Origin of the sequence: Paraburkholderia sp. JPY419 (genome assembly GCF_050435705.1) — a bacterium.
GTDB lineage: Bacteria > Pseudomonadota > Gammaproteobacteria > Burkholderiales > Burkholderiaceae > Paraburkholderia > Paraburkholderia youngii.
The window spans coordinates 834,334-857,436 of the sequence record NZ_JBNDKV010000003.1 but is presented as its reverse complement, the minus strand read 5'-3'; the positions used below and the strand labels follow the sequence as shown (position 1 = coordinate 857,436).

Here is a 23,103-nt window from a genome sequence, read left to right as displayed (position 1 = left end):
TGATGATTTTCTGGTTCGGGCTGGGCATCGAAGGGGCTGGCATCGCAACATTTCTGGCCCAGTTGTGCGGCTTAACCTTGTATTGGCGACATTTCGCGGGCAGGCACGGAGCCATCGTCTTATCGTGGCCATCGGTGGGACGCTGCGGGTGCCGGCTGGCGAGCATCGCCCGCATCGGCATTCCGCCAGCGCTCAATACGCTGCTCGCGGTAGCGGCCATGTCCATGCTCAATGGGTTCGCTGCTCGCTACGGTGAGGCATCGGTGGCGGCGATAGGTTTGGCCAGCCGCTTGGCGATGCTGGCGGCACTACCGTTGTATGGACTGTGCAGCGGGGCGCAGTCGGTTGTTGGGTTTAATGTCGGCGCAGGTAACTGGACACGGGTGGCGCAAGCGGTTCGGGCTATGGTTGCCGTCGCGCTAACGTTCGCCGGAGTCTATGCCGGCTGGGTCGTGTGGCAAGCGAGAACCATCATCGGCTGGTTTGCGCACGAGTCGGCGACGATAGAGATTGGTAGCCGCGCGATCTTGCTATTCCATTGTGCGTTGCCGGTGTTAGGGGTGCAACAGGTGTGCCTGCTTTTCATGCAGGCCAAGGGCAACGCAATCTGGGCAACGCTTGTAGCGGTACTGCGGCATGGCTTGTTTCTGATGCCCCTGATGGCCTTGCTGCAGCACGCTTATGGGCAAGACGGCCTGTTGTTCTCGGTAGCGGCTGCCGATATGGCAGCGGGTCTTATCGCTATGGTTATTCTATACAGTGAAATGCGGCAGATCGACAAGGCCTCCCGGCTCTGTCAGGTTAATGGAATGGGGGCCGCAGAATGACGTAATGAAGAAGACAAAACCGCTTTATCATGATCATCGCTTCCCTGTTATCGTCATCAGCTGTGCGGTTCGCTGGTATTGATATGACTTTGCGTGTTAATCGCGACATTAATTTCCAGGTTGTTGCATCGATGCATGAATTTCCTGAGGGCGGCGCAGCAGTAAGCGCCGCTAACACAAGTCATCAACGAAGCACGAGCAGATAACGGCAGCAGCCAAGGAAAGCAAAGCACTATGAATGTCGAGACGCCGGTCGAAACGAATGCGTAGTTTGCCGAAACCGGCAAACCATGCATGCGGGCGCTCGACCACCCAGCGATGCCGCCCGAGCCGCTCCTTGCTTTCCACGCCGCGACGGGCAATACGGGCCGTTCGACCCCGCAGGCCCGGCACGTCAGTACGAGACTGTAGATCGTAGCACTGGCTTTCGCACCGTCAACCGTATCGCTGAACAGCCACGATTTTCTCGATGTCGCAAATGGCCTGATGTCCCGCTCACAGACGTGGTTGTCAATCGGGGCACGGCCATCAGTGACGTAGCGACCCAGGTATTCCCACTGGTTTCGGGTATAGGCGATGGCCTTGCCCAGCAGGCTTTGCGGCACCACCTTCGGTGCCAGTTCATCGAGCCATGCCTTGAACGCCTCGAGCACCGGCACGCTGTGCACCTGCCTCAGGCGCTATGCGTAATCAGCACGGGTCTGTCCGGCAGGCAGGTCGCCTTTGGTCAGCGCCTCGACACGGTACAGGACCTGGAAGTATTCGAGTGCTCTTGCCACGCGAGCGTTCGGCGCCTTCGGTTTTCCGTCATCCCCTTTCTTCTGCGCTGCCTTGTCCGCCTTGACGAACAGCCGGCGCGCGTGCGCCATGCAGCCGAAGTGCGTCGCTTTTTTCAGTGTTCTCCAGGCGCTGTACCCGTCGCTCATCAACATACCGCTGTAGTCGCCCGGGAACTTTGCGGATGCGTCTGGCCAGCGCCCGGGCTGGTACTCAAACAGCACGACCGATTCGGCACAATCCTCCGCGCTGCGATAGACCCATGCATAGCTTTTTGCGTATTTCGGCGAACGTGACCGCCGATTTCGGGAACGTGACCGATCCGGCGGGGTGAGGCGTTGCGCGGTGTTGATTGTAGATTTCCTTGTTAGTTCTGGTCGAGTTTGGGCTCCAGGACGTTGGGTTTTGGGGATGCTTTTCTGAGGGATTCACCGGTGAGCGTGATCCGGTGATGACGCTGCATGAGGCGGTCGAGCATTGCGTCGGCGATGGTCTCGTCGCCGATCCATCCATGCCAGTGCTCAATCGGTAACTGGCTGGTGATGATGGTCGCCTTTCCCGCCGAGCGGTCATCGATCATCTCGAGCAGATCGTTTCGAACCATCGTATCGAGAGGCGCCATTCCCCAATCGTCCAGCAGAAGTACGTCAACGCGGGCAACCTGCAGCAGCCATTTTGTGAAGCCGCCGTTGCCGTGCAGAACGCGAAGCTCTTCGCCAAGTCGTGGCACGCGCAGATACAAGGCTGAATGCCCACGCCGGCAAGCGTATTGGGCCAGGGCGCAAGCGAGCCACGATTTCCCGGCGCCGGTTGGGCCGCTGATGAGCAGGCTGTAGCCGGCTTCGACCCAGTCACCGAGCGCGAGACTCGTGAGTGAGCGCGGATCGACGCCACGGCCAGCGCGCGTGTCGAGATCTTCAATGGCGGCTTGCGGATACTTGAGGCGCGCCTGCTTGAGCAGTCGGGTACGACGGCGATCATCACGCCAGCTGGCTTCCCGGTCGACCAGCAGTGACAGGCGCTCCTCGAAGCTCAGGCTGGCCGCACCGGGCTGCGTCAGTTGTTCTTCCAGGCCGTCAGCGAAACCGTCCAGCTTCAGGGTGCGCAGTTGCGTCAGTGTCTGTTGCATCATCATGGTGGGTCTTCTTTATTGGTAGTAGCCGGGACCGCGTACATGCGCGTGGCTCGGGCTGATCCAGTCGGCAGGCGTTGCCACTGCAGCGCGGTCGCGGTTGTTGATCAGGATGTCGCGCACGTGGCGGTAACGGTGCACGCCCAGCTCCAGTGCTAGCGCACAGGCGGCTTCGAGACGTTCGCGGCCATAGCGACGTGAGAGCGAGAGCAATCCGAGGCACGCCCGATAGCCGTGTTCCGGATGACGTTGCTCCTGCAGCAGCCGGGTAACAAGCGCGCCGGTTGCCGCGCCGATCTGCTGTCCCCAATGAATCAGCCGCTGCGGCGTCCATTCCAGATGAGCGCGGTGCGCCGCCGGCATGTGCTCGACGACGGTGGTGTAGCCGCCTGCGCGGTCGTTGCGTGCGTGGCTGGCGACACGGCGACCTCGATGCAGCAGTTCGACAGCGCCCGCCGTGATGCGCGCATCGAGCTTGAGACCGACCAACGCGTGCGGCACGCTGTAGCGGTGTTTGTTGATCTCGACGTGATAGTCGATGTGAACCGTCACTGTCTTGAAGCGCGCGAGCTCATAGGGCTGTGCCGGCAGCGGCTGCAGTGCCGGCGCGTCCAGCTGGGCGAATGAGCTGGCGCGACATCCCGGCAGCTTCTGGAACGGCCTCTCATTCAGGTTCTTGAGCAGCGGGCGGATCGCCTCATTGACCGAGTGGACCGACTCAAACCGGTGATGACGCAGGCGCGCCATGATCCAGCGTTCGACGACCTGGACCGCAACCTCTACCTTCGGTTTGTCCTGCGGACGATATACGCGTGCAGGAAGGAATGACGTGCCGTAGTGACGCGCAAAGTCCAGCACGGTGTCGCCGGCGCGAGGTTCATAGCGGTCGGGATCGGCAATCATCGCGCGCGGGTTATCCGGCACGATCAGCTGCGGCACGCCACCATAGAAGGTCAGCGCACGTGCGATGCCGCTCAGCCAGTCCTCCATCGTTTCGGCTGGCGTCGCGCATGCGAACGTGTAACTCGATGCGCCCATGGCCGCCACGAAGATGTGCGCGCGGCGTCCAGTCGTCAGCGGCAACGTGGGGCCGGCGAAGTCGACAAACAGTTTCTCGCCGGCGCGGTGAATCTGACGCATCGAGCGCTTCAGGCGTTTCGTGAACGCCTTGTAGTGCTCGCAGAACTGCGTATAGCGGTAGGTCTGCCGGTCCGCAAACTCGGCCTGGTACTCCTCCCACAGCAACGTCAGCGTCATGCCCTTGCGACGCAGCTCCTGGTGGATGCGTCCGTAGTCGGGCTGGGCGTAGCCTGCTGGCCCCGTGGGCTTGCCGAGGAGCCGCCGCTCGAGGTCGCCTTCATCCATATCGCTGGCGCTTGCCCAGTCCAGCCCGGCGGCACCGGCCAGTCCTATGTACTTCGTGACCACGCCCTTGGATATGCCCAGTGACGCGGCGATCCGATCGTGCGAGAAACCGCCGTCGAATTTAAGTCGTAAAACGTCCTTGATCATGCGCATGTTCATCCGGTGCGCGGCCATGCTCTCTCCGGCAAAAGCCGGCGAGCATAGCCCGCGTAGTTGATGTCATGCGCAACGCCAATCCTGCCTTCCGGTCCGCACGGTCACGTTCCCGAAATGCCCGGTCACGTTGCCGAAATCGCCGGTCACCATCCCGAAACGGCCGGTCACGTTCGTCCGAAATACGCAGCTTTTGCTCTGCGCCGCCCGGCGGGTTCATTGAGCACCTGAAGCGTCGTCTCGTCGCCGTGAACCAGCGACCGCGACAGCAGCGTCCTGTACAGCGCGTCGTACAGGCGACTGTAATGAAGTTCACTGCAGCTTGTAAACGAAGACAGCGGATGTTAACTTTGGAGCCGTTCATGATCTGTGATGCCGGGCGTTGTCGCACACCCCTGACCTCGATGACTGGGCAAGTTGTCACTGACCGGCATATTCGAGCCATTTCGGGATCGGCGCAATCGAGCCACCGGATGATCGCCACAATCGAGCCAGTCATGATCGGCGCAATCGGGCCACTCGATGATCGGCGTATTGGAGCCACCGCAGGATCGGCGTAATCGAGCCACGTAGCGGGCTCAGTGTTCTGTCGGGCGGCAGCCCGAAACGCATTTCGAATTTCCGCAACCCGGTACCTTCGGTCTTTTTGCCCGGAGGGCCGATGAGTCGAAGGAGGTTCGAAGTGTTTGAGTATCGACAGGTCCTGGCGCGTATGCGTCAGGGCGATTCCGACCGCGACATTGCCAGCGCACGCCTGATGGGGCGTGGGAAGCTGAAGACCGTCAGACAGGTCGCGCTCGCGCGGGGCTGGCTCGATCCCGGTCGGCCCTTGCCGGACGACGCCGAACTGGCAGCGATCTTCGGACGCAATCCGAAGCTGCCGCGTAGCTGCGTCTCCACGATTGAACCGTTTCGCGATCTGGTGCGCGGCTGGTATGACGCCGACGTGCAGGGCACGACGATCTTCAACGCGCTTCAGCGCAACCACGGCTATACGGGCAGCTATTCGGCAGTGCGGCGCTTCCTGCTGCACCTGAAGGCCGAGCGCGGCGTGAGAGCGACGACGATCCTGGAGTTCGCGCCGGCGGACGCCGCACAGGTCGACTTCGGCGCCGGTCCCGTGCTCACGCATGAGTCCGGGGGCCTGCTCAAGACATGGTTCTTCGTGATGACGTTGTGCTGGTCGCGTCATCAATACGCCGAGGTCGTGCTGGATCAGACGGTCGAGACGTGGCTGGCCTGTCACCGGCGCGCCTTCGAATGGTTCGGTGGCCGCGTCGAACGTGTGATCATCGACAACGCCAGGTGCGCGATCACAAAGGCGTGCATGTACGACCCCGAGGTACAGCGCTCGTACGCCGCGCTGGCCGAGGGGTACGGCTTCCGGATCGATGCATGCCCTCCACACGATCCTGCGAAGAAGGGCGTCGTTGAGGCCGGGGTCAAATACATCAAACGATCCTTCGTGCCGCTGCGCGAATTCCGCGATCTCGCCGACGCCAACCGTCAATTGCGCGACTGGGTGATGCAGCAGGCCGGCACGCGCGAGCACGGCACGACGCGCGAGCAGTCGCTCGCACGTTTCGCCATCGAGAAGCCGCTGCTCGCCAGACTACCCGATGTGCCGCCAGTGCTGGCCGTATGGTGCGAGGTCAAGGTGCATACCGACGGGCACATCGTCTACAGGAAGGCACTTTACTCGGTGCCGTTTACGCTCGTTGGCAAGCAGCTGTGGCTGAAGGCGACCGTCACGGTCGTGCAGGTATTCCACCGCCATGAGCTCGTCGCGACCCATCCGCGGCTGCGCAAGCCCGGCGATCGCCACACGGTGCGTGACCACCAGCCGCCTGAAGCGCAAGCGTGGCTCGAGCACGATCCACAGTGGTGCCTGGCGCGGGCAAAGGATATCGGGCCGGCCTGCCACGCGCTCGTTCTAGCGATGTTCAACGACAAGGTGCTCGTCAACCTGCGCGGCGCGCAGGGCGTCGTGAGACTTCGCGAGAAGGTCGGCGATCAACGGCTGGAGGCTGCGTGCGAGCGTGCGCTCGTGTTCGCCAGCCCCAAGTACCGCACCGTCAAGACGATCCTCGACAAGGGGCTGGACAGCCAGCCCACCGCAGCACCAGCGTCAACGCCTGCCGACACCTATCTGAACGGCGGCCGCTTCGGCCGTGACCTCCATTCCCTTCTGATCCATTGAACGCCTATGCATCCCAGTCCAGAACTGAACACGATCCTCAAGCAGTTGCGCCTCTCGGGGATCCTCGACTCGCTCGAGCAACGCAACCGTCAAGCCATCGACGGGCAACTTGCCTACACGGAGTTCCTCGCCACGCTTCTGCACGACGAGGTCGCGCGGCGAGAGCAGAAGAAGCTCGGCGTGCGGCTCGCCCGCGCTGGCTTCTCCCTGGGCAAGACGCTCGAGAACTTCGACTTCGACCGCGTGCCCAAACTCAACCGCGCTCACATCCATGATCTCGCCACCGGCCGCTACATCGACGAGAAGGTCTCCGTCCTGATGGTCGGCCAAACCGGCGTCGGCAAGTCGCATCTCGCGCAGGCCTTGGGCCACTGCGCCGCACGCCAGGGCCGCGATGTCCTGTTCATCACGCAAACCGAATTTGCTCAAGAAGCTGCATGCAGCACGGGCGACTGAGCTCTATGAACGCAAGTTGCAGCAGTTCGTGCGCGTTCCGGTGCTGATCGTCGATGACTTCGCACTCAAACCCCTGCGTGCACCCCACGACGAAGACTTCCATGACCTGATCGCCGCCAGGTATGAGCGCACGGCGACGATCCTGACGTCGAATCTCGACTTCAGCGAATGGGGCGACGCGTTCCCCGACAACCGCATCCTCGGTGCTGCCACGCTCGATCGGCTACGGCATGGCGCCTACCGTGTCGTCATTGAGGGTGAGAGCTTCCGCAAGCCGAAACCGATGCCCGAAAACGGCGAAAACGCGGTTGCAAAATCAGGCAAAAAAACGCATTCTTGAGTCCCTTCGAAATCGCGTTTCGGGGCCATTCCAGGTGGCCTCATTACGCCGATCATCCCCGGCTCAATTACGCCGATCCGTGACACAAGTGAAGAGTTTGGTGCTGCCGAACGTGGCGACGCTCGCCTGACCAAACGGCTCGTGATGCTGGCGCGTAGGCTTTCGACGAGTCCGCATTGCTCTTTTCCGCAATCGTTCAATGCTTCTTGTCAACGCCGATTGAATTCTGACCCTCGGTGGGTCAGTTTTACATCGGCGCTAACAGCTTCTGAGCTGAAGGCGGCTTATCGGTTTTTCGATAACCCAGGTGGATGTCGATGGCGTGCTGGGCGCGCACATCGGCCAAACGCTTTGTCGCATGCAGCAGGTGCCGATCGTACTTGCGGTTCAGGACACCACTGAGTTCAATTTGTCTCATTTGCGGGCGACCGAAAGTCTGGGATATGGCTCCGATCCACACGTTCGTGGTTTGCTGATACACAGTCTGCTTGCGCTCACGCCTGAGGGGCTGCCACTCAGCGTGATCGGCCTGAAGACGTGGATACGTAGGCTGGAGGAGTTGGGCAAGAAACATCTGCGCGGACAACGAAGCGTACAAGAGGAAGAGAGCGCGAAATGGCTCGAAGGTATCGAGCAGCTGGGCATACTCAAGACACACTGTCCGCATACGCAAGTCATCGGCGTGAGCGATCGCGAAGGCGATGTCTACGATGTGTTCCTGGCACGGCGGCCTGCCGGTGTTGACTGGCTGGTGCGCGCGTCGTGGAATCGACGCGTTGCACACCCTGATCGATATTTGTGGGAAACCGTGCTAGCCTTGCCAGTGATTGGAGAAACGCAACTGCAGGTGCCTGCGCGCGAAAACCGACAGGCGCGCACCGCACGGCTGGTTGTGCGATGCATGACCGTACGCCTTCGTCCGCCGCAAAATCGTCGTCGCGAGAAGCTTCCCGAAATTGAGGTATTTGCAATTCATGCGTTGGAAACGAACGTAGACGAAGGAGCCGAGCCATTGGAATGGCTATTGCTGACCTCGGTGCCTACGTATCCGCGAGCACGGCCCTCGAGCGTCTGGCATGGTATGCACGTCGATGGACAATTGAATCGTGGCATCGTGTGCTTAAAAGCGGCTGTCGCATTGAAACCCGCCAATTTGGCAATGTCGAACAATTCGTACGCGCCACCGCGTTGTTCGCCGTAGTAAGCTGGAGAATCCTGTACGCGATGCTGCTTGCACGGCTTGATGGAAACCTGTCGTGCGAAGTATTGCTGCAGCCAATCGAGTGGCAGGCCCTCTACTGCCGTACGCACGGTAGTACAGAAATGCCCGATGAACCGCCCTCACTCGCGCAGATGATTTTGTGGATCGCCAGACTCGGCGGCTATCTTCCTCGAAAGCATGATCATCCTCCAGGGCCTACCGTCATCTGGCGTGGCTTTCTTGTTCTGCATGAAATTACGATGATGTACCGAATATTCAGGCAGGACGAATAGCACGACTGCATTACTTGTGGGTAATCCTGAGGGAAAACCCCGGGGCGGTTCACAAGGTTAATCCGCGTGCCTTGAGGTGCGGCAGGTCCATACATGATGTCTAACAGGCTGTTGAAAAGCGCCCCGTCATGACGACCGAAGCTACGTTCAGGAGACTTGCGCGTGCAATTTCCCGCTGAATTACCGGTTTGCCGCGCGATCCGCGCGGGGCATGCGCACGCATGCAGCCCCGCTGGCGCGCAGTCTTCACGCCGTGACGGCTCATCGCGCCGCTCCTTGCGGCACCACCCCTGGCATTCGGGCCATGCGGGTCAGATTGCTCGCAACCATCGTCAGCTTGAAGTGCTGGTCGACGCGCTTGATACCGCGATAGACCGTCTGCCGGATCCGACCGACCGTTTTACCCCAGCCGAAATGCTCTTCGATTCGTTTGCGGATGATCTGGCTAATCCGGTAGCCCGTATGCCGCGAAGTGCGACCATCGATTGCGCTGCCGCCCCAACGCTCATCGTTGCGCGCGACATGCGGTGTCACGTTGCGAGCGCGGCAATCGTTCACGAAGTCGCGGGTGTCATACGCCTTGTCGGCACCAACTGTCTTCGCATGAGCGCCTGGCACGCAATCGAGCAATTGCAATGCGCTGGCCCGCTCGGCGAAACCATCTGCGTGACTCACCACGGCGCCGACCACCAGCCCCGAGCGATTCTCCATCAGGATGTGCCCGTGGTAGCACAGGATGGCCGGGCTCTTGTGGCTCTTCTTGAACAATCGCGCCTCCGGATCAGTAGTCGACTCGTGCGTGGCATTGCTACGTCGCTCGCCTTTCCAGTCAGTGTCGGCGTTGCGGCCACCGCCGGCTGGCGGACCATCGTCCGGGCCGTCCTTGCGGCGGAAGCTCTTGTGACTGGCCCACGCCTGAATCAGCGTGCCGTCCACCGAGAAATGCTCTCTCGACAGCAAGCCCCGCTTGTCCGCCAGGCTCATGACTTCGGTGAAGAACGCTTCCACGACTTCATGCTCCAGAAGCCGGTCGCGGTTCTTCGAGAACACCGAGTGGTCCCACACCGCGTCCTCAATCGCCAGCCCGACAAACCAGCGGAACAGCAGGTTGTAGCGCATCTGCTCCATCAGCATGCGCTCGCTGCGCACCGAGTAGAACACCTGCAACAGCAGCGCCCGCATCAGCTTCTCAGGCGCAATCGAGGCACGGCCGGTGTCCGCGTAGATGACGCTGAACAGCCCGTTGAGCCGTTTCAACGCGTCATTCACCAGCAACCGGATCGGTCGCAACGGGTGATCTGCCGGGACGAAGTCCTCGAGCTTGACCGTCGTGAACAGGGGTTCCTGCATCTCATCCATTCCGCGCATCGCATCCGCTGCCAAAGATCATGAACACGATATCCATAACGCCCGTCCCTCAAACCCCGTTTACACGGGACCCAAATTCAACAGCCTGCTAGAGTTCCGCAACGAAACTGGTGACGTAAAATACTCGTATTTACCCGTCAAAATGCCCTGTGTGAATTGGAGTCCGTATTTCCCAAAAATCCAGTCTTCAACCACATAGTTGCCCGTCAGCTCCATAGGAGACGTCATGTTCCACCCTGGCATTTCAATCCGATTGACATGTCTCGGACGAACACCCATCGACTTGACTGCGGTAACATCGGCTCCAAGGGGTATGCTGTCGAACAAGATTAAAGGAAGATTGTCGCTGTTCGAAAGATCGACCTTCGTCAACGTGAACCGCTCGACCGAGTTTGCTTTTCTCGAGAGAAACTTCTCAACGGCATGCACATGCGTCGGAATACCCGGATGGCAATCCCACTTGGCGTAGAAATCGGAACGAAGAATCTGCCAGTCCGCATATTGCGAGTCGAGATCGCCTCGGTCAAACGAATTGGCATGTCGGCACTCGTGCGGAACTGGGTAGCGAGGAATTCCAATAATCGATGTGAAGTTGTGAAATCCGCCCGGCTTAGTCCGTAGCCTCATTTCCCGAAGCAAGGGAATCCACACCTCTTTCGTCACGAAATGTAACGACGAGTGCGCCATAACTAGATCATAATTTTCATCCGGTACGAAATCCTCGATCCGTTCCTCGATCACATCGATGTTCAATGAATAACGGTCAGCAATCGAACGAAGTTTCTTTACGGCGTTCGAGGAAAGTTCCAAGGCGGTCACCTTGTGTCCCCTGAGGGCAAGAAAGAGCGCATTTCTGCCTTCGCCACAGCCGATGTCTATAACAGTCGAGTTTCGTGGTAGAAACTGTTCAATTTCAAATACCTCTACACTCGGTCCGCCCATCGTCCAAACTTTCGCGTCCGAATAACCTTTCTCCCAAAATTGCTCACTGTTGTTCATCGTGGAACATACCTTTCTTCCAGGGTTTTCACATGGCTCGAGAAAAGATGGTGCGCGACCAAATTACTGTATTTGTAACCCTTCCTGGTCAATCGAATCTTGTCATTGGAGGGTGGCTCGATGCACCCCTCAGCCTCAAGTGCATCAATTACGTCCAAAAAATCAGAATACAGACTCCGGCCAAACTGTGATGAATAGTATGCCCGAGAAAGCTGGTTCAGCGTAAGGCTGAGGATGAAATATCTCAAGCGCTCTTCGTAAGCATCAAGAACAATCCCGTATCTGACCATGCTGTGTTCGGTGATTTCGAGGCTCAAATAATCTTCAATGGCCTTGCCGACCTCATTGAGGTCGACCGCGTAGTCGAAGCTGTAGTGGTATTTTCCGTTGTAGCTTCTTGCGCCTGCTCCAATTCCGATCATCGGAACGCCGAGAAAGTCGGAAGTCTCTTGGGCGTACGCGCTGCTATTTTCTGGCAGACGGGTGAACCTAGTGAAGGACTCCTGTCGGTATCCATTCATTTGCATGAACTCGACATTGCTATCGTAGATCGCATACGTGGTCTGGTCGTCGATGTATCGCTCCGGATGCAATCGCTGCTGCTTATAAATCGCTGTGAGAGGTCGGCTAATTGCAGGATACAGTGAGATAGTAAGTGGACCTGATGAAACGATGTGGCGGAGCGAATTTTGCCAGCTTTCGTAGGTCTGACCTGAAAGGCCGTAGATCAGATCCAGATTGAAATTTTCGAAACGCTTTCGGATATTTTCTACCGCGGAGATTGTTGTCGAAACCGGGTATGGGCGACCGCTGGCCTTCAGTTCAGCGGAATCCATAGTTTGGATACCCATACTGATTCGGTTCACGCCTTGGCTTTTCAAGAAATCGAGGAGTTCTTCGGACATCGAGTCGGGAGAACCTTCGACACATAGCTCAGCAGAGGACGCAATATTCGGGAATCCATGTTGAATCGATGAAAAAATCTGTCCGAATTGTTTTTCGTTTAGAATAGTCGCAGTTCCGCCACCAAAATACACAGATACAACTGTCTTCCTTCCCGTGTATTTCGCATAAAATTTGATTTGTTCACATATTTTATCAACATAATTTTGTATTATGTCCTCTGTGCCCTGAGTAGTTAGAAATAATGTACAATAAGTACACCTGTATCTGCAAAATGGTATATGGATATATATTGAAGCTGGCCCGCGATCACCGGTGTGCCATATTTCCGCAATGCCGATATTATGTAGACTTTTATACGACCTTTTCGAAGGGTAACTATATACATACGACTTTAAGTGATTGTTCCTTATAGAATGTCGAATTGAATCCGCGATTTGCTGCATGCTTTTCTCCTAGTCCATTGAACCAATGAAATTGCACTGATCTAATAGTGCATGGGCAAAATGAATCTGAGTGAAACCGAGCGCGAAGAGCTGATGTCGATGCAGCGCAGCCGCACGATGGCGGTTGGCCAGGTAAGGCGTGCGCGGTTTCTTGCTGCTCTCCGAAGGAGCCTCGCGGGCGGCGATCATGGCCGAATTGCTGCGATTCGCGATTCATCACAACGTGGCAAACGCGTTTCACCAGTGAGCGCCTGGCTGGCCTTTACGGCAGACATCCAGGCCGGGCGCCGCGACCTGACCTCGCGGGCCTTGAAGCGAGAGATCGACAGATGCATCTTGCGCCACGGCGTGCGCGCGGCCTTCTGACCGTACTTTTCCTCGTACCACTGGCTCGCCCGCCCAAAGCTCTCCCAGTAGTCCTCCATATAGCCGGTGATCTGCCGCATCCCCCAGCCGAACAGCCGGTAGAAGGTAAAGATCAGCTCTATGTACGCCGTGGTGTAGGTCGGCTCACGCCCCGACACGCCCGGCGTACGGATCTTTGCGTTGATAAACTGCGCCTTCAGATCGCCGCCCGGCTCATACAGGCTGATCATGCCGCGCTTTCTCAGGCTCTGGTTATACGCCCGCGCGTTTGTCACCCGGTACCCCGGTTTCTTGCGCTTGCGCGGTTCACCCGTCTTTAGTCTGGCTTTATATGGCATTATTCAAGCTGGCTTCATGATGTTGCGCTTCTACACAACCCGCACCATCTTTGCAATACCCCCATCCGGACAAAGCCCATGTACACCGTATGCCATCGGCCGAACTCTTTCGGCAAATCGCGCCAGGAGCATCCGGTCCGACCGATCCAGAGGACAGCTTCGACAAACCAACGGTTGTCGGTCGCCGTGCGCCCTGGATCGCCTTCCTTGCCCGGCAAGACGGATTCGATTCGTGCCCATACTTCATCGCTCAATAACGTTCGAATCATCTTGGCCTGCTCGCGCAAAAGACAAAATGTAAACACATTTCATCGAATGTAAACAGCCCTAGAGCTTCAGCGGAATACCGAACACGCCGTGAAGAAACTTCGGCCAACCTGTCTCTTTGACGAACGCGACTGGCTTGAACACATTCGTCCTGTCATAACCGCTTGCATCGACCAGCAACTTGTAGTCCGTACCGCTCTTGGGAAAGAGGATCGATAGACCATTGTCACCGCAAGCCGTCGCGCTAGCCGAGCAGCCTGCGTAAAAATTGACGAGAACAGCCGCCCGGAGAGCGGTCCGCGCGCCGCTTGCGGAGGACGCCGTCATTGGATCGGTCAATTTGCCCGCGACAAGGTCGTCCAGCCACGCGGAGAGATCGACTGCGCCGACGGTCACGTCGCCGTAGTAGCGCAGAGGTGCGCGCGATTCGCGCGCAGCCGCAGCACTGTCGAACGACGGCTCTGACAATGAGGACACAGCGCCGCGACCGAACGGCGATGCCATTGGCACGAATGCGACCGGCGCGTTGGCCTCGATCGACGCGGCACTTCGATCTAGCCTCTCGACAATCTGGACGACCTTACCAAGATCGATTGCGGAAAGTGTCACGTGGCCCGACGGGTTAGCGGTATAGTAATTTGCGTAGTGTGCGGCAATCGATTTGGACAAATCGCTCCCGCTCATTGCCGGATTTTCGACGAGTTCGCCGAGGAACCCGTAGTCCCATCCCGCGCCCGGCTCCATTCCCTCGCTTCCAACCAAATAACTCGCTCGCGAGCGCAACTCGTATGCATTTTCTAGATTCGCCATTAGACAAGCATCAAAGCCAGCGACGTCGATCGTTTCTTCTCCAAATACCTGCTGGATCGCATTTGACACGTCGACGTTATAAAGTGCGTGTTGAGTTTCTTCATCGAACGACACGGATCGCATCGGAGGCGACGACTTTCGGTTCGCGCGCCACCCCGCTCCGTGATCCCAAACAACCACCATATAGTGCTTCGCAGGATGGTACTTCTTTCCCCATGCGAGGAATTCACGAAATGCATCAAAGTCGCCCATGTCCGCATTCCGCACTAGCTGTGCTGGGTCCTGTACTGCGTTCGCCGCATCCGGAGTCATGCCTTTCTCGACAAAAAAGCGCTTCACGCCGCCCCAGCTACCGGGTTCATCGGGATCGCCGATTCGTCCGAACTCGACGGCAATGGCCACCTCGTCTGTACTTCCCGCGTTCGCGATCTGCCTCCAGTTTTGCAGAGCAAACGGTTCGAGATCGTTCTTCCCGTTCATGAAAATCAACACGCTCCACTTTGGCAACGGCGCGGGGGCAGCCACGGCTGCAGCGGCTGAGGTCACCGTCATCGACAGTAGCAACACAAACGAGGCGATTGATACTAAAAATTTTTTCATTAGAAGGCGCGGGCAACCCCGGCTTCATGCCGGGGAGGGATAGCTCTCCGTGCACAGCACGGCCTTCGCCCGCCTCTTCTTTCGATAAAGCTATCATTTTGTAGCCCTAACCATTGCTACGTTGAACGAGCTGGCCGTAGCGTAGTGCAATGCCTTGCACTACGCTGCCTGCTGCCGCACACCCACTAATTTCTCTCTGGCTCTTTTGAAATTTGAGTGGGTGGCACCCCTTGCGCGGTAGCGGAAGACTCGACTCTTCGGCGTGGATTTCCCCACCCCTAACCCCGCCCCAAGGCGTGGAAGTCCTTGCCGCCCGGACGAGCTCGGGAGCTAGGCGCCGCAAGGCTTTGCCTGGCCCCGAGCCGTCAAGCGTGCGACTGGATTTGACCGCATCAAGGGCGCGCTCCGCCGGGCTTACGCCCGCCCTTGACCCGGCCAAATCCACCCACTCGAAATTCAAAAGAGGCTTCTCTCTTGACTATCACTTTTTGTGCCAAGTGTGCGTGAGGTGGTAAATCCCACGTCAGTTCGGTATTCCAGCGAGTCTTCCGATGCGGCCGCTTCAATGTTCTCAATGTCGCATTTGCGACAAATGCGACAGATCACCGCATGGCTGGACGCCTACACTGTCGCGAAGTCGCGCGACTATGGGCAGGCTGTCTCGGATTTACAGTGGCAGGGGGACGATGGCCTTGTCGCAAGGTACAGGGCGCCAGCTCGGGTTCTGTCGCAGTAAGAGCGAAAGGTCGGCCAAGACCGATATGGCATGGATTCCTTATACAGTCAGCGAATAGAACTGCTGTGCGGGAGTTTGCACCAACGCCGCAATCGTTCAATTGCCCCTTGACGATTAGGTGCATGATTTCGATGCCACCCAGGAGAATGCGGGCGCAACGAAATTTCTTGGACCCGAGCATCGGGCGGGTCCGGCGCTTGATCGCGCGGTGGTCCTGCTCGACGATGTTATTCAGATACTTCGGCTGACGAATCCTGATCGGCGTCTCGCGCCCGGCGTTGATAGCCTCAAGCGCAGCGAAATTCGCCCCACTCCTGGGCTTTGTCCGGATGGGTACGAGTTCCCGTGCCATGGACGCGACTATGCATTTTTGACGCAAACCGGTTTGCCGAAGGCGTTCCACCGGTTCAGCAGGTTGGCGATGATTACGCCTTCGCCTTCCTGCGACGCAAGCTCCTGCGTCAGCAGGCGCTCGCCGATGCAGCGCTTGATGCGCGAGATCTGTGCCTCGACCAGCGAGCGCACACCGTAGCCGTATTTCTTGTGAAATGCATAGATGCCTTTGTCCTCGATGTATCTGACGATCTGGTCATGCCGGCGGGTTCGCTCCTCGCCGCGTACGACAGCGTGAGCTGGCGGTGGGATGACGGGCGTCACGCCCGCGCCTGAAAGCGCTTCGGTACGCTCGATGCTGTAGTACGCGCCATCGGCAATCACCCGATCCATCGGCGCATCAGCGGGCAGCACGGCGTCCATTCCTTCGCGGTCCGATACTTCTGTAGTGGTGGTACGGATCGCGTGTACGTTCATGTCAGCGTCGATCGACAGATGCATCTTGCGCCACGGCGTGCGCGCGGCCTTCTGCCGTACTTTTCCTCGTACCACTGGCTCGCCCGCCCAAAGCTCAATCCCGTGCTGTCGACGATGAGACTGACCGTCTCGCCGCGCCCGAGACGCCGGGCCAGCTGTTCGCAACGCTGCGTGACGCTCACCTCCAGTGAAGCGAACCGTTCGGCCAGCTGACTGGCGCTGGGCACCAGGATGTCCAGCCCGCGAGTCTCCCAGTAGTCCTCCATATAGCCGGTGATCTGCCGCATCCCCCAGCCGAACAGCCGGTAGAAGGTAAAGATCAGCTCGATGTACGCCGTGGTGTAGGTCGGCTCACGCCCCGACACGCCCGGCGTACGGATCTTTGCGTTGATAAGCTGCGCCTTCAGATCGCCGCCCGGCACATACAGGCTGATCATGCTGCGCTTTCTCAGGCTCTGGTTATCCACCCGCGCGTTCGTCACCCGGTATCCCGGCTTCTTGCGCTTGCGCGGTTCACCCGTCTTTAGTCTGGCTTTATATGGCATTATTCAATGCTGGCTTCATGATGTTGCGCTTTTACACAACCCGCAGCATCTTTGCAATACCCCCATCCGGACAAAGCCGATCGAATCTGGCTGCCTTGCAGGCGATCAACGCCCGGCGGGAGGTGCCGATCAGGGTCCGCCAGAAAAAGTATCTGAATAACATCATCGAACAGGATCATCGGGCGATCAAGCGCCGGACCCGACCGATGCTTGGGTTCGAGAAATTTCGTTGTGCCCGCATCCTGTTGGGCGGCATCGAAGTTATGCACATGATCGTCAAGGGGCAATTGAACGATGGCGGCGTTGGTCAAACTCCCGCACAGCAATTCTATTTGCTGGCTGGATAAGGAATCCATATCATATCGGACTTGGCCGACCTCTCGCTCTTACTGCGACAGAACCAGTTGAGCTGTTCCGTGGGCAATTCGATCTGCGCCGAACAGTTCTACGGCAGACCGGACGTTCTTAACGCGTCTCTGCGGAGGAGGCATTACAATATGGGAACGCGCTAGAACGCACAGAAACGAGTAGGACTCTCGATAAGTAGATACAGGAACTACGATTGGATCAACGGCAGATTGACCTACCCGGGATGCTTGGCGATGCCCGCGACGCCAAGGAAGCGCACGAATACGGAAAGGGCGCGGACGTGCATAGCCGGGGGGAACTCCATATGCACATGAACGGCGCGATTCCAACGTCGACGATTCGAGAGATCTTGGCAGACGAAGCGACCGTGTTGCCAGCCGGATTCGAGTTTGAGCGAGACCTAGTTCGAGCGACACCCTGCCAGTCGCTGGCCGAATACCTAACGCCGTGGCAAGCTCTACAGCTCTTTCCAAGGAAGCGCGAGAATCTCGATCGCCTCACCTTTGCAGTTGTCGCGGGCCTGGCGGAAAACAACGTGCGCTTCGTCGAGCTCCGAAGCAGCGTTCTGTACCTTGCACAGCTTCAGAAGTGTTCGCCAGCACAGGCGCTCGAGCGCCTTATCGAATCGACCAGGGTGGCTGCACTGCGCCACGGTATCCGGCGCGGCCTGATTCTCACGGTGACGCGTGGCGACTACAGCGCGGTCAACCTATCCACCCTCCTGCAGGCCTACCAGGACCTTGGTGAGCCGAAGGACGTGATTGGGCTCGATCTTGCTGGCGATGAAGAAACGGCATATCCGAAAGAGTTGCCCTCACTCTTTCGGGAGGCCAAAGACAGGTTCGATCTCGGGATCACGATCCACGCCGGTGAAACAGGCCGCGTTGAGAACGTCCGGTCTGCCGTAGAACTGTTCGGCGCAGATCGAATTGGCCACGGAACAGCGGCTGGCAAAGATCCAGATGTGCTGGAGCTTCTTTCCGCGAGGGATATCTGCGTCGAGGTGTGTCCGATCAGCAATCGGCTTACTGGCGCAGTTCCTGCGAACGAGGCTCACCCGCTTCAACAGTTCTGGCGATATGGCGTGCCGTTTGTCATTTGCTCGGATAACCCCGCAATCCACCAGCGCGGCCTTGCGGATGACCAAGCCGCCGCGATGGCCGAAGGCCTGTCGATCGGTGACATGCGACAGCAGTACGAAGTAGCCAAACGCTATTCATTCATGAAGGATCTAATTTGAAAATCCGATTTATGTCGGGCAACGAGCACAAGATCACCGAAGTGCAGCGGATCCTTGCCCCCGCACGCGTGGACATCGTGCCGGTGTCGAGGAAAATCGAGGAGCTCCAGACAGAAGACTTCGAGAGTTTGGTGCGGGACAAGCTGACCAAGGCGTTCCAGTCCATCGGTCGCCCGTTGTTCGTCGAACATACAGGCTTGTACTTGAGCGGCCTCAATGGACTTCCCGCAGGTTTGACGCAGATATTCTGGGACAGGCTACAAGCGGATCGCTTCGCCAACCTCGTTACAGGGCTTGGCGACGCCAAGGTGACTGCCAAAACGATCCTTGGGTACTGCGACGGGCGCGAGATCCATATAATCGAAGGTGCGATCAACGGAACCGTACCTCGCAAACCTGCCGGTCCCACTCACTTCCAATGGGACTGTGTCTTCGTCCCGGATGGCAGCACACAGACGTTTGCGGAGATGGGGGCCGCCAAGGACGACATCTCCATGCGCCGCAAAGCACTGGATCTGTTTGCCGCCCACCTCAAATCTGCGAAGGGCACGAAACGAAAGACGAACTGCTTGATGCCCACCACACCGGCAAGCTGATGCTGTTTGCGGGGGCCGGGTGCCTGCCAACCTTGGTCTGCCGAATTGGGACGCGTTGATCGCGCACATCGCGAAAGAGCTTGGCTATGACCCGAAGATTTTCTCTACCTATGGCACTCACTTGGCCCTTGCGGAGTTCTACAAGAAGAAGGGCGGGCTCAGGGCCCTCTGCAGCTGGATGGTCCGTAAATGGCATAAGTCAACACGGACATTGAACCGCCCCGGGTTTCCCCTCAGGATTACCGACAAATTGTTCGTAATTCTGCGATGGGATGGCTTGTTGGACGGATCACCCATTGCGCGAGCGTGCCCCGACTCACTGGAATCTGCCAGCGGGCAAGTGCCGCCTGCATCCGGTACAGCGGCATGCCGTCGACGTATTTCGCGGTCGCCACCGTCGCGATCACCGAGGCGTCCGCATGGCTACCCGGAATCGGCTGCACTGGCATCGGGGCGAGCACGACCGGTGTATGTTCGGCGTGACGCTCGCAGTGTCGGCATGCGTACTTTGCGCGCGCGTTCTGGCGAACCGTCCACTTGACCTGGACGTGCAGCTGTTCACTGATATCCTCGCCGATGCGATGCATCGGATTGCCACAGCACGCGCAGCCTCGCTGGTCTTCCGGCAGATCGTAATCGACGCGTTCGCGCTTCAGGTACGCCGGCAACGGCTTGCGTCCGACCTTGCTCCGCTCAGGCTGGCTTCGTGTCGCCGGCCACGCGTTCTTCGAGATCGTGTATGTAGCCCTGGACGGCATGGGGTACGCGCTTGAGGTCGGGTGCATTCGTCATGCGCTACAGGATAGCGGAGCGCGGCGCGCTACAGGTTTACGTCAATCCGTAAAAGGCGCCTGTCGCGTTGCTGACCTGCAACGTGCCGGGCTAACCGGCGTGCTCGTAATGACGGACAGGATGATGGCGAAGCGCGTCGATATCGATGCCGTCCAACAGCCAGTGCAGCTTCTGCGTTGTCAGCTCGATCACTTCCTCATCGCGTCGCGGCCACACGAAACGGTCTTCCTCGAGCCGGCGCAGCAACAGCCAGAAGCCAGTGCGCTCGTACAGCAGGAGCTTGATCCTGTCACATTTACGATTGCGGACCGCGTAGAGGGCGCCGGCAAGCGGGTCCAGCCGCATCGATTCCTCGACCAGAACAGCAAGGGTGTTGATGCCACACCGGAAATCAACCGGTTCGCGATACAGGTAGACGCGCAGGTCGTTGGCGAAGCGCAGCATCACCGGCTTCTCAACGCGTCAATCATCGTCGTGATCAATGCCAGATCCTGCCCGCTGCACTCAAATTCGAGACTCACCCCGTTGGGAAGTCGCGCCACCAGGCGCGACGGTGACGGTGGGCGCGGCGAACTTCGCACGACTTCGCGCGGCCTGAGCACCGGCGTCACGGCAGGCGACGAACGCAGATTTGCGCTTGCCGTCACAGCATCCGGTTCGGCTACCTCCACTACGGGTACGAATTCCGCCGAGCCCGTGCGGCTCGACTTCCGCGAGTCTATATGCATGAGCCGCCTGCGCTCCAGCATGATCCACTTGCGCAGCTGGTTGGCGTTCACGCCAGCCTTGAGCGCCAGGCCAGCCACCGATGCACCGGGTTTCTCGCACGCCTCGATCAGCCGTCGTTTCCCGTCGGGATCGAAGCAGCGCCTACCGCCTTCGTCGATGTGCGTGACTTTGAGAGGGAGAAAATCGAGTTCGTCTGAAGTCATGTTGCGTCCGCAAGTTGAGTGATTGCGGACGCAAGCTTGATCGTAAGCGATCTATTATCGACGTCCCTCTGCGAGTGGAGTTGAGGGCCATGAATCGCCGAGAGGCGTGGCGTGTGCTCAGTGCAGGGAAGCAGGCATTTTCCAGGGCATAAGCGCGTCGTAGTCGTCGACACTGGTCGCCAGAGGGATGTGCCTGAACAGCCAGTGGAGGTAGCGGTACGGGTCGATTCGAGAGGCTTTGCAGGTTTCGACCAGAGAGTAAAGATTGGCGCTCGCAGTCGCGCCATCAACCGTGTCCGAGAACAGCCAGCCGCGGCGCCCAATTACAAACGGGCGGATCGAATTCTCACAGTCGTTGTTCGATATGGGCCAGTTGCCGTTCTCAACGTAGAGGATCAGCTTGGGCCATTGCTCGCGCAGATAAGTTAGCGCCTTTCCGAGCAGGCTGTGGGGCACGACGCCGGGGGATTGCTTGAGCATGAGACTGCGGATGGCGTCGAGCACTCGTGCACTGTATCGCCGTCGCAATCGCTGTCGCCGGTTGGCTTCCCATTTCGCGCTGCGTGCCTCGGCGACGAACAACCTTCCGATCAGCTTGATGAAGCGTGTGGCCAGCAGGTCGGGCGAGCGCGCTGCCTTGGGCACATTGTCTTCTGCCTTGACGAAGTAGCGTCGGCAGTGAACCCAGCATCCAAGATGCACGAGCTGGTATCGGTCGGCGATGCTGTTATAGGGCTCATAGCCATCGGTCATCAGGACCGCGCCCTTGCGGATGCCCGTGAACAGTTTGTCGGCCAGTGAGCGCCGCGTCCCGGCATGTACGTGAAGCAGCGGACCGGATGTCCTGAATCGGTCATCTGCGACCAGAGGTAGCTCTTCGTTTGAGGCTTTCGCCCCTTCTCCTTCAGGACCTGGAATGTCGTCTCGTCGCAGTAGACCAGATCCGCGTCGAGCAGCGCATCACGCATCAGGTTGATCACCGGCTGGGTCGCCAGACCGACGCGTACCATGCTTGCGGCGATCGTGTTGGACGAGATGTCACCGCCGAAACGACGTAGCAGTCCGGCCTGACGGTACAGTGGCATCCCGAACTGATACTTGCCGGTGGCGATCCACGCAAGCGCTGATTCACTCAGCAGCCCACGCGGGATGATACGCGGCGGCGCTGGCGTGACCTTGATGCCGAGATCGCAGCATGGACACGCATATTTGACGCGCCGGTGCTGGAGCACGCGAAGCTGCTCCGGAATTACATCGAGCTGCTCGCTGATCTCAACGCCGATCTCGACGAGCGCGTGGCCGTCGTTCGTACAGAAGCGTTCGGCTTCAGGCAGTTCGTGGCGCACGACCTCACGCGGCAGCTTGGGATCGAGCGGTTTGCGGTGACCACGCCGCTTGCGCGTGTGCGCGGCAACCGTCGTTTCCGGAGTGTCTTCCAGGGCGGGCGCGCTGTTCGCGCCAAGTGCTTCGGCTTCGTTGAACAGCCCGGGTTGATTGGAATCCCGTGCTTCACTTTTCGCGCCGAACAGTTCACGACGGTAAGCACGCAGCCGTTCCTCGGCCAGATCGCGTTCCGCTGTCACGAGCCGCAGGGCGCCGCGTAGCGCCTCCTGTTCTTCGCGCAACGCACGGGCGGCATCGCGCTCAGCGAGCAGCTCTTTCAGTTCGTCGGCGGTGATCGTGACCTGGCCCGGCATGCGGATTAGACCGGCACCCCGATGACGCGTTCAGCTCACGCGCAGATACTCGCGCTACGGATGTCGCTGGATCGTGCTGATGTCATCGCCCTCAAGCAGCGCATGTAACAGATCAGGCGTCATCGTCACGATCTCGGCTTTCCGGTCGGGCCATATGAACCTATCGGTCTCGAGGCGTTTCGTCAGGAGCCAGAAGCCGCTGCCATCCCAGCCGAGGATCTTGACCCGGTCGCGGCGACGGTTTCCAAACACGTAAAGCGAGGAGTCCATCGGGTTCAGGCGCATCGACTGCTCAACGAGAATCGACAGGCTGTTCATGCCGTACCGGAAATCGACGGCATCGCGGTGCAGGTACACCTTCAGATTCGCGTCGAACCGGAACACGGCATTCTCCCAAGCATCTGGACCACGGTGGCCAGTTCGTCGATGGTCGCGTCCGCGATATCAAACTCGACGCCGTTCGGCAGACGCACGTGCAGCGCAAGCGCCATGGACGGCGATGAGGGCATAGGCGCTCTCGCCAAGGCGCTTCCTTCGGGGAGCAA

Annotated in this window: 20 protein-coding genes and 11 pseudogenes; 11 read left to right on the top strand and 20 right to left on the bottom strand. The window is 58.8% G+C overall.

Translation table 11 applies throughout. The features are described 5' to 3' along the window. Positions 1-2 precede the first annotated feature (2 nt). Both QFZ91_RS27730 and QFZ91_RS27725 read left to right on the top strand, forming a co-directional pair. Positions 3-827 (top strand): MATE family efflux transporter, encoded by an 825-nt coding sequence (locus QFZ91_RS27730; RefSeq protein ID WP_429569161.1) that lies wholly within the window; start codon positions 3-5, stop codon positions 825-827. Between the two features lie 4 nt (positions 828-831). Next, positions 832-906, top strand: a pseudogene (locus QFZ91_RS27725) (IS6 family transposase); the annotation flags it as partial. Between the two features lie 92 nt (positions 907-998). Here the strand turns inward: QFZ91_RS27725 and QFZ91_RS27720 are convergent. The 5 genes and pseudogenes from QFZ91_RS27720 to QFZ91_RS27700 all read right to left on the bottom strand — a co-directional run. Continuing rightward, positions 999-1,208 (bottom strand): annotated as a pseudogene (locus tag QFZ91_RS27720) (transposase); the annotation flags it as partial. Next, positions 1,199-1,951 (bottom strand): annotated as a pseudogene (tnpC, locus tag QFZ91_RS27715) (IS66 family transposase); the annotation flags it as partial. The pseudogenes tnpC (QFZ91_RS27715) and QFZ91_RS27720, both read right to left, overlap by 10 nt. Positions 1,952-1,971: 20 nt before the next feature. Then, complete coding sequence (istB, locus tag QFZ91_RS27710) at positions 1,972-2,739, bottom strand: IS21-like element helper ATPase IstB (protein WP_429522646.1); 768 nt, start codon at positions 2,737-2,739, stop codon at positions 1,972-1,974. Between the two features lie 12 nt (positions 2,740-2,751). After that, positions 2,752-4,275, bottom strand: a complete 1,524-nt coding sequence (istA, locus tag QFZ91_RS27705) for an IS21 family transposase (RefSeq protein ID WP_429568757.1) — start codon at positions 4,273-4,275, stop codon at positions 2,752-2,754. A gap of 168 nt (positions 4,276-4,443) precedes the next feature. Next, positions 4,444-4,571, bottom strand: a pseudogene (locus QFZ91_RS27700) (IS66 family transposase); the annotation flags it as partial. Between the two features lie 365 nt (positions 4,572-4,936). On the opposite strand from QFZ91_RS27700, the gene istA (QFZ91_RS27695) reads away from it, so the two are divergent. The 5 genes and pseudogenes from istA (QFZ91_RS27695) to QFZ91_RS27675 all read left to right on the top strand — a co-directional run bounded on the left by istA (QFZ91_RS27695) (position 4,937) and on the right by QFZ91_RS27675 (position 8,744). Then, positions 4,937-6,454 carry an IS21 family transposase gene (istA, locus tag QFZ91_RS27695; protein WP_429537743.1) on the top strand — a complete coding sequence of 506 codons (1,518 nt, stop codon included), beginning with the start codon at positions 4,937-4,939 and terminating at the stop codon, positions 6,452-6,454. 6 nt (positions 6,455-6,460) lie between these two features. Continuing rightward, positions 6,461-7,250, top strand: a pseudogene (gene istB / locus QFZ91_RS27690) (IS21-like element helper ATPase IstB). Positions 7,251-7,277: 27 nt separating this feature from the next. Next, positions 7,278-7,652, top strand: a complete 375-nt coding sequence (locus tag QFZ91_RS27685; RefSeq protein ID WP_429569160.1) for an IS4/Tn5 family transposase DNA-binding protein — start codon at positions 7,278-7,280, stop codon at positions 7,650-7,652. Further along, on the top strand, positions 7,558-8,451 hold the full coding sequence (locus QFZ91_RS27680) for an IS4 family transposase (RefSeq protein WP_429569058.1): 894 nt from the start codon (positions 7,558-7,560) through the stop codon (positions 8,449-8,451). Before QFZ91_RS27685 ends, QFZ91_RS27680 begins: the two co-directional genes overlap by 95 nt. A 23-nt stretch (positions 8,452-8,474) precedes the next feature. Beyond that, positions 8,475-8,744, top strand: coding sequence for an IS4 family transposase (locus QFZ91_RS27675; RefSeq protein ID WP_429537747.1), 270 nt, complete (start codon positions 8,475-8,477; stop codon positions 8,742-8,744). 261 nt (positions 8,745-9,005) lie between these two features. On the opposite strand, the gene QFZ91_RS27670 is transcribed toward QFZ91_RS27675, so the two are convergent. From QFZ91_RS27670 to QFZ91_RS27660, 3 genes are read right to left on the bottom strand one after another with little or no spacing between them, the layout of a single operon-like run. Further along, on the bottom strand, positions 9,006-10,112 hold the full coding sequence (locus tag QFZ91_RS27670) for an IS5 family transposase (protein ID WP_429522659.1): 1,107 nt from the start codon (positions 10,110-10,112) through the stop codon (positions 9,006-9,008). A 60-nt stretch (positions 10,113-10,172) separates the two neighbouring features. Then, on the bottom strand, positions 10,173-11,111 hold the full coding sequence (locus QFZ91_RS27665; protein WP_429569057.1) for a class I SAM-dependent methyltransferase: 939 nt from the start codon (positions 11,109-11,111) through the stop codon (positions 10,173-10,175). Further along, complete coding sequence (locus QFZ91_RS27660) at positions 11,108-12,460, bottom strand: STM4012 family radical SAM protein (RefSeq protein ID WP_429569056.1); 1,353 nt, start codon at positions 12,458-12,460, stop codon at positions 11,108-11,110. Before QFZ91_RS27660 ends, QFZ91_RS27665 begins: the two co-directional genes overlap by 4 nt. Before the next feature lie 51 nt (positions 12,461-12,511). On the opposite strand from QFZ91_RS27660, the pseudogene QFZ91_RS27655 reads away from it, so the two are divergent. Beyond that, a pseudogene (locus tag QFZ91_RS27655) lies at positions 12,512-12,819 on the top strand (helix-turn-helix domain-containing protein); the annotation flags it as partial. A 392-nt stretch (positions 12,820-13,211) separates the two neighbouring features. Here the strand turns inward: QFZ91_RS27655 and QFZ91_RS27650 are convergent. From QFZ91_RS27650 to QFZ91_RS27630, 5 genes and pseudogenes are all read right to left on the bottom strand, one after another. Then, positions 13,212-13,433: pseudogene (locus tag QFZ91_RS27650) on the bottom strand (transposase); the annotation flags it as partial. 58 nt (positions 13,434-13,491) lie between these two features. Next, positions 13,492-14,841: a clostripain-related cysteine peptidase gene (locus QFZ91_RS27645; RefSeq protein ID WP_429569055.1), complete on the bottom strand. Its 1,350-nt coding sequence runs from the start codon at positions 14,839-14,841 to the stop codon at positions 13,492-13,494. 775 nt (positions 14,842-15,616) lie between these two features. Beyond that, positions 15,617-15,902: pseudogene (locus QFZ91_RS27640) on the bottom strand (DDE-type integrase/transposase/recombinase); the annotation flags it as partial. A 35-nt stretch (positions 15,903-15,937) separates the two neighbouring features. Beyond that, positions 15,938-16,387, bottom strand: coding sequence for a transposase (locus tag QFZ91_RS27635; RefSeq protein ID WP_429569054.1), 450 nt, complete (start codon positions 16,385-16,387; stop codon positions 15,938-15,940). After that, positions 16,384-16,932 carry a transposase gene (locus QFZ91_RS27630; RefSeq protein ID WP_429569053.1) on the bottom strand — a complete coding sequence of 183 codons (549 nt, stop codon included), beginning with the start codon at positions 16,930-16,932 and terminating at the stop codon, positions 16,384-16,386. Before QFZ91_RS27630 ends, QFZ91_RS27635 begins: the two co-directional genes overlap by 4 nt. A 71-nt stretch (positions 16,933-17,003) precedes the next feature. Here QFZ91_RS27630 and QFZ91_RS27625 point away from each other — a divergent pair. The 3 genes and pseudogenes from QFZ91_RS27625 to QFZ91_RS27615 form a co-directional block, all read left to right on the top strand. Next, positions 17,004-17,279: pseudogene (locus QFZ91_RS27625) on the top strand (DDE-type integrase/transposase/recombinase); the annotation flags it as partial. A gap of 215 nt (positions 17,280-17,494) precedes the next feature. Continuing rightward, positions 17,495-18,541, top strand: coding sequence for an adenosine deaminase family protein (locus QFZ91_RS27620; RefSeq protein WP_429537780.1), 1,047 nt, complete (start codon positions 17,495-17,497; stop codon positions 18,539-18,541). Further along, positions 18,538-19,137: a non-canonical purine NTP pyrophosphatase gene (locus QFZ91_RS27615; protein ID WP_429569052.1), complete on the top strand. Its 600-nt coding sequence runs from the start codon at positions 18,538-18,540 to the stop codon at positions 19,135-19,137. The genes QFZ91_RS27620 and QFZ91_RS27615 overlap by 4 nt, the downstream gene beginning before the upstream one ends. A 278-nt stretch (positions 19,138-19,415) precedes the next feature. Here the strand turns inward: QFZ91_RS27615 and QFZ91_RS27610 are convergent. The 7 genes and pseudogenes from QFZ91_RS27610 to QFZ91_RS27580 all read right to left on the bottom strand — a co-directional run. Next, a pseudogene (locus QFZ91_RS27610) lies at positions 19,416-19,929 on the bottom strand (IS66 family transposase zinc-finger binding domain-containing protein); the annotation flags it as partial. A 90-nt stretch (positions 19,930-20,019) separates the two neighbouring features. Next, positions 20,020-20,373 carry an IS66 family insertion sequence element accessory protein TnpB gene (gene tnpB / locus QFZ91_RS27605; RefSeq protein WP_429569051.1) on the bottom strand — a complete coding sequence of 118 codons (354 nt, stop codon included), beginning with the start codon at positions 20,371-20,373 and terminating at the stop codon, positions 20,020-20,022. Then, positions 20,373-20,861 carry an IS66-like element accessory protein TnpA gene (gene tnpA, locus QFZ91_RS27600; RefSeq protein ID WP_429537781.1) on the bottom strand — a complete coding sequence of 163 codons (489 nt, stop codon included), beginning with the start codon at positions 20,859-20,861 and terminating at the stop codon, positions 20,373-20,375. The genes tnpB (QFZ91_RS27605) and tnpA overlap by 1 nt, the downstream gene beginning before the upstream one ends. Before the next feature lie 117 nt (positions 20,862-20,978). Then, positions 20,979-21,089, bottom strand: coding sequence for a transposase domain-containing protein (locus QFZ91_RS27595; RefSeq protein WP_309235216.1), 111 nt, complete (start codon positions 21,087-21,089; stop codon positions 20,979-20,981). 24 nt (positions 21,090-21,113) lie between these two features. Next, positions 21,114-22,558, bottom strand: a pseudogene (gene tnpC, locus QFZ91_RS27590) (IS66 family transposase); the annotation flags it as partial. Positions 22,559-22,612: 54 nt separating this feature from the next. Further along, positions 22,613-22,915 (bottom strand): IS66 family insertion sequence element accessory protein TnpB, encoded by a 303-nt coding sequence (gene tnpB / locus QFZ91_RS27585; protein ID WP_429569050.1) that lies wholly within the window; start codon positions 22,913-22,915, stop codon positions 22,613-22,615. A 2-nt stretch (positions 22,916-22,917) separates the two neighbouring features. Further along, entirely contained in the window at positions 22,918-23,067 is a 150-nt protein-coding gene (locus QFZ91_RS27580; protein WP_429569049.1) for a hypothetical protein, read from the bottom strand. Positions 23,068-23,103: the final 36 nt, after the last annotated feature.

Excerpts from the sequence above, each read along its gene's own strand:
- QFZ91_RS27730 (WP_429569161.1), top strand. The coding sequence starts at position 3 with ATGATTTTCTGGTTCGGGCTGGGCATCGAAGGGGCTGGCATCGCAACA.
- QFZ91_RS27580 (WP_429569049.1), bottom strand. The coding sequence starts at position 23,067 with ATGCCCTCATCGCCGTCCATGGCGCTTGCGCTGCACGTGCGTCTGCCG.
- tnpA (WP_429537781.1), bottom strand. The coding sequence starts at position 20,861 with ATGACTTCAGACGAACTCGATTTTCTCCCTCTCAAAGTCACGCACATC.
- QFZ91_RS27660 (WP_429569056.1), bottom strand. The coding sequence starts at position 12,460 with ATGCAGCAAATCGCGGATTCAATTCGACATTCTATAAGGAACAATCAC.
- tnpB (WP_429569051.1), bottom strand. The coding sequence starts at position 20,373 with ATGCTGCGCTTCGCCAACGACCTGCGCGTCTACCTGTATCGCGAACCG.
- istA (WP_429568757.1), bottom strand. The coding sequence starts at position 4,275 with ATGGCCGCGCACCGGATGAACATGCGCATGATCAAGGACGTTTTACGA.
- istB (WP_429522646.1), bottom strand. The coding sequence starts at position 2,739 with ATGATGATGCAACAGACACTGACGCAACTGCGCACCCTGAAGCTGGAC.
- QFZ91_RS27645 (WP_429569055.1), bottom strand. The coding sequence starts at position 14,841 with ATGAAAAAATTTTTAGTATCAATCGCCTCGTTTGTGTTGCTACTGTCG.
- QFZ91_RS27670 (WP_429522659.1), bottom strand. The coding sequence starts at position 10,112 with ATGCGCGGAATGGATGAGATGCAGGAACCCCTGTTCACGACGGTCAAG.
- QFZ91_RS27635 (WP_429569054.1), bottom strand. The coding sequence starts at position 16,387 with ATGAACGTACACGCGATCCGTACCACCACTACAGAAGTATCGGACCGC.
- QFZ91_RS27630 (WP_429569053.1), bottom strand. The coding sequence starts at position 16,932 with ATGCCATATAAAGCCAGACTAAAGACGGGTGAACCGCGCAAGCGCAAG.
- QFZ91_RS27665 (WP_429569057.1), bottom strand. The coding sequence starts at position 11,111 with ATGAACAACAGTGAGCAATTTTGGGAGAAAGGTTATTCGGACGCGAAA.
- QFZ91_RS27675 (WP_429537747.1), top strand. The coding sequence starts at position 8,475 with ATGCTGCTTGCACGGCTTGATGGAAACCTGTCGTGCGAAGTATTGCTG.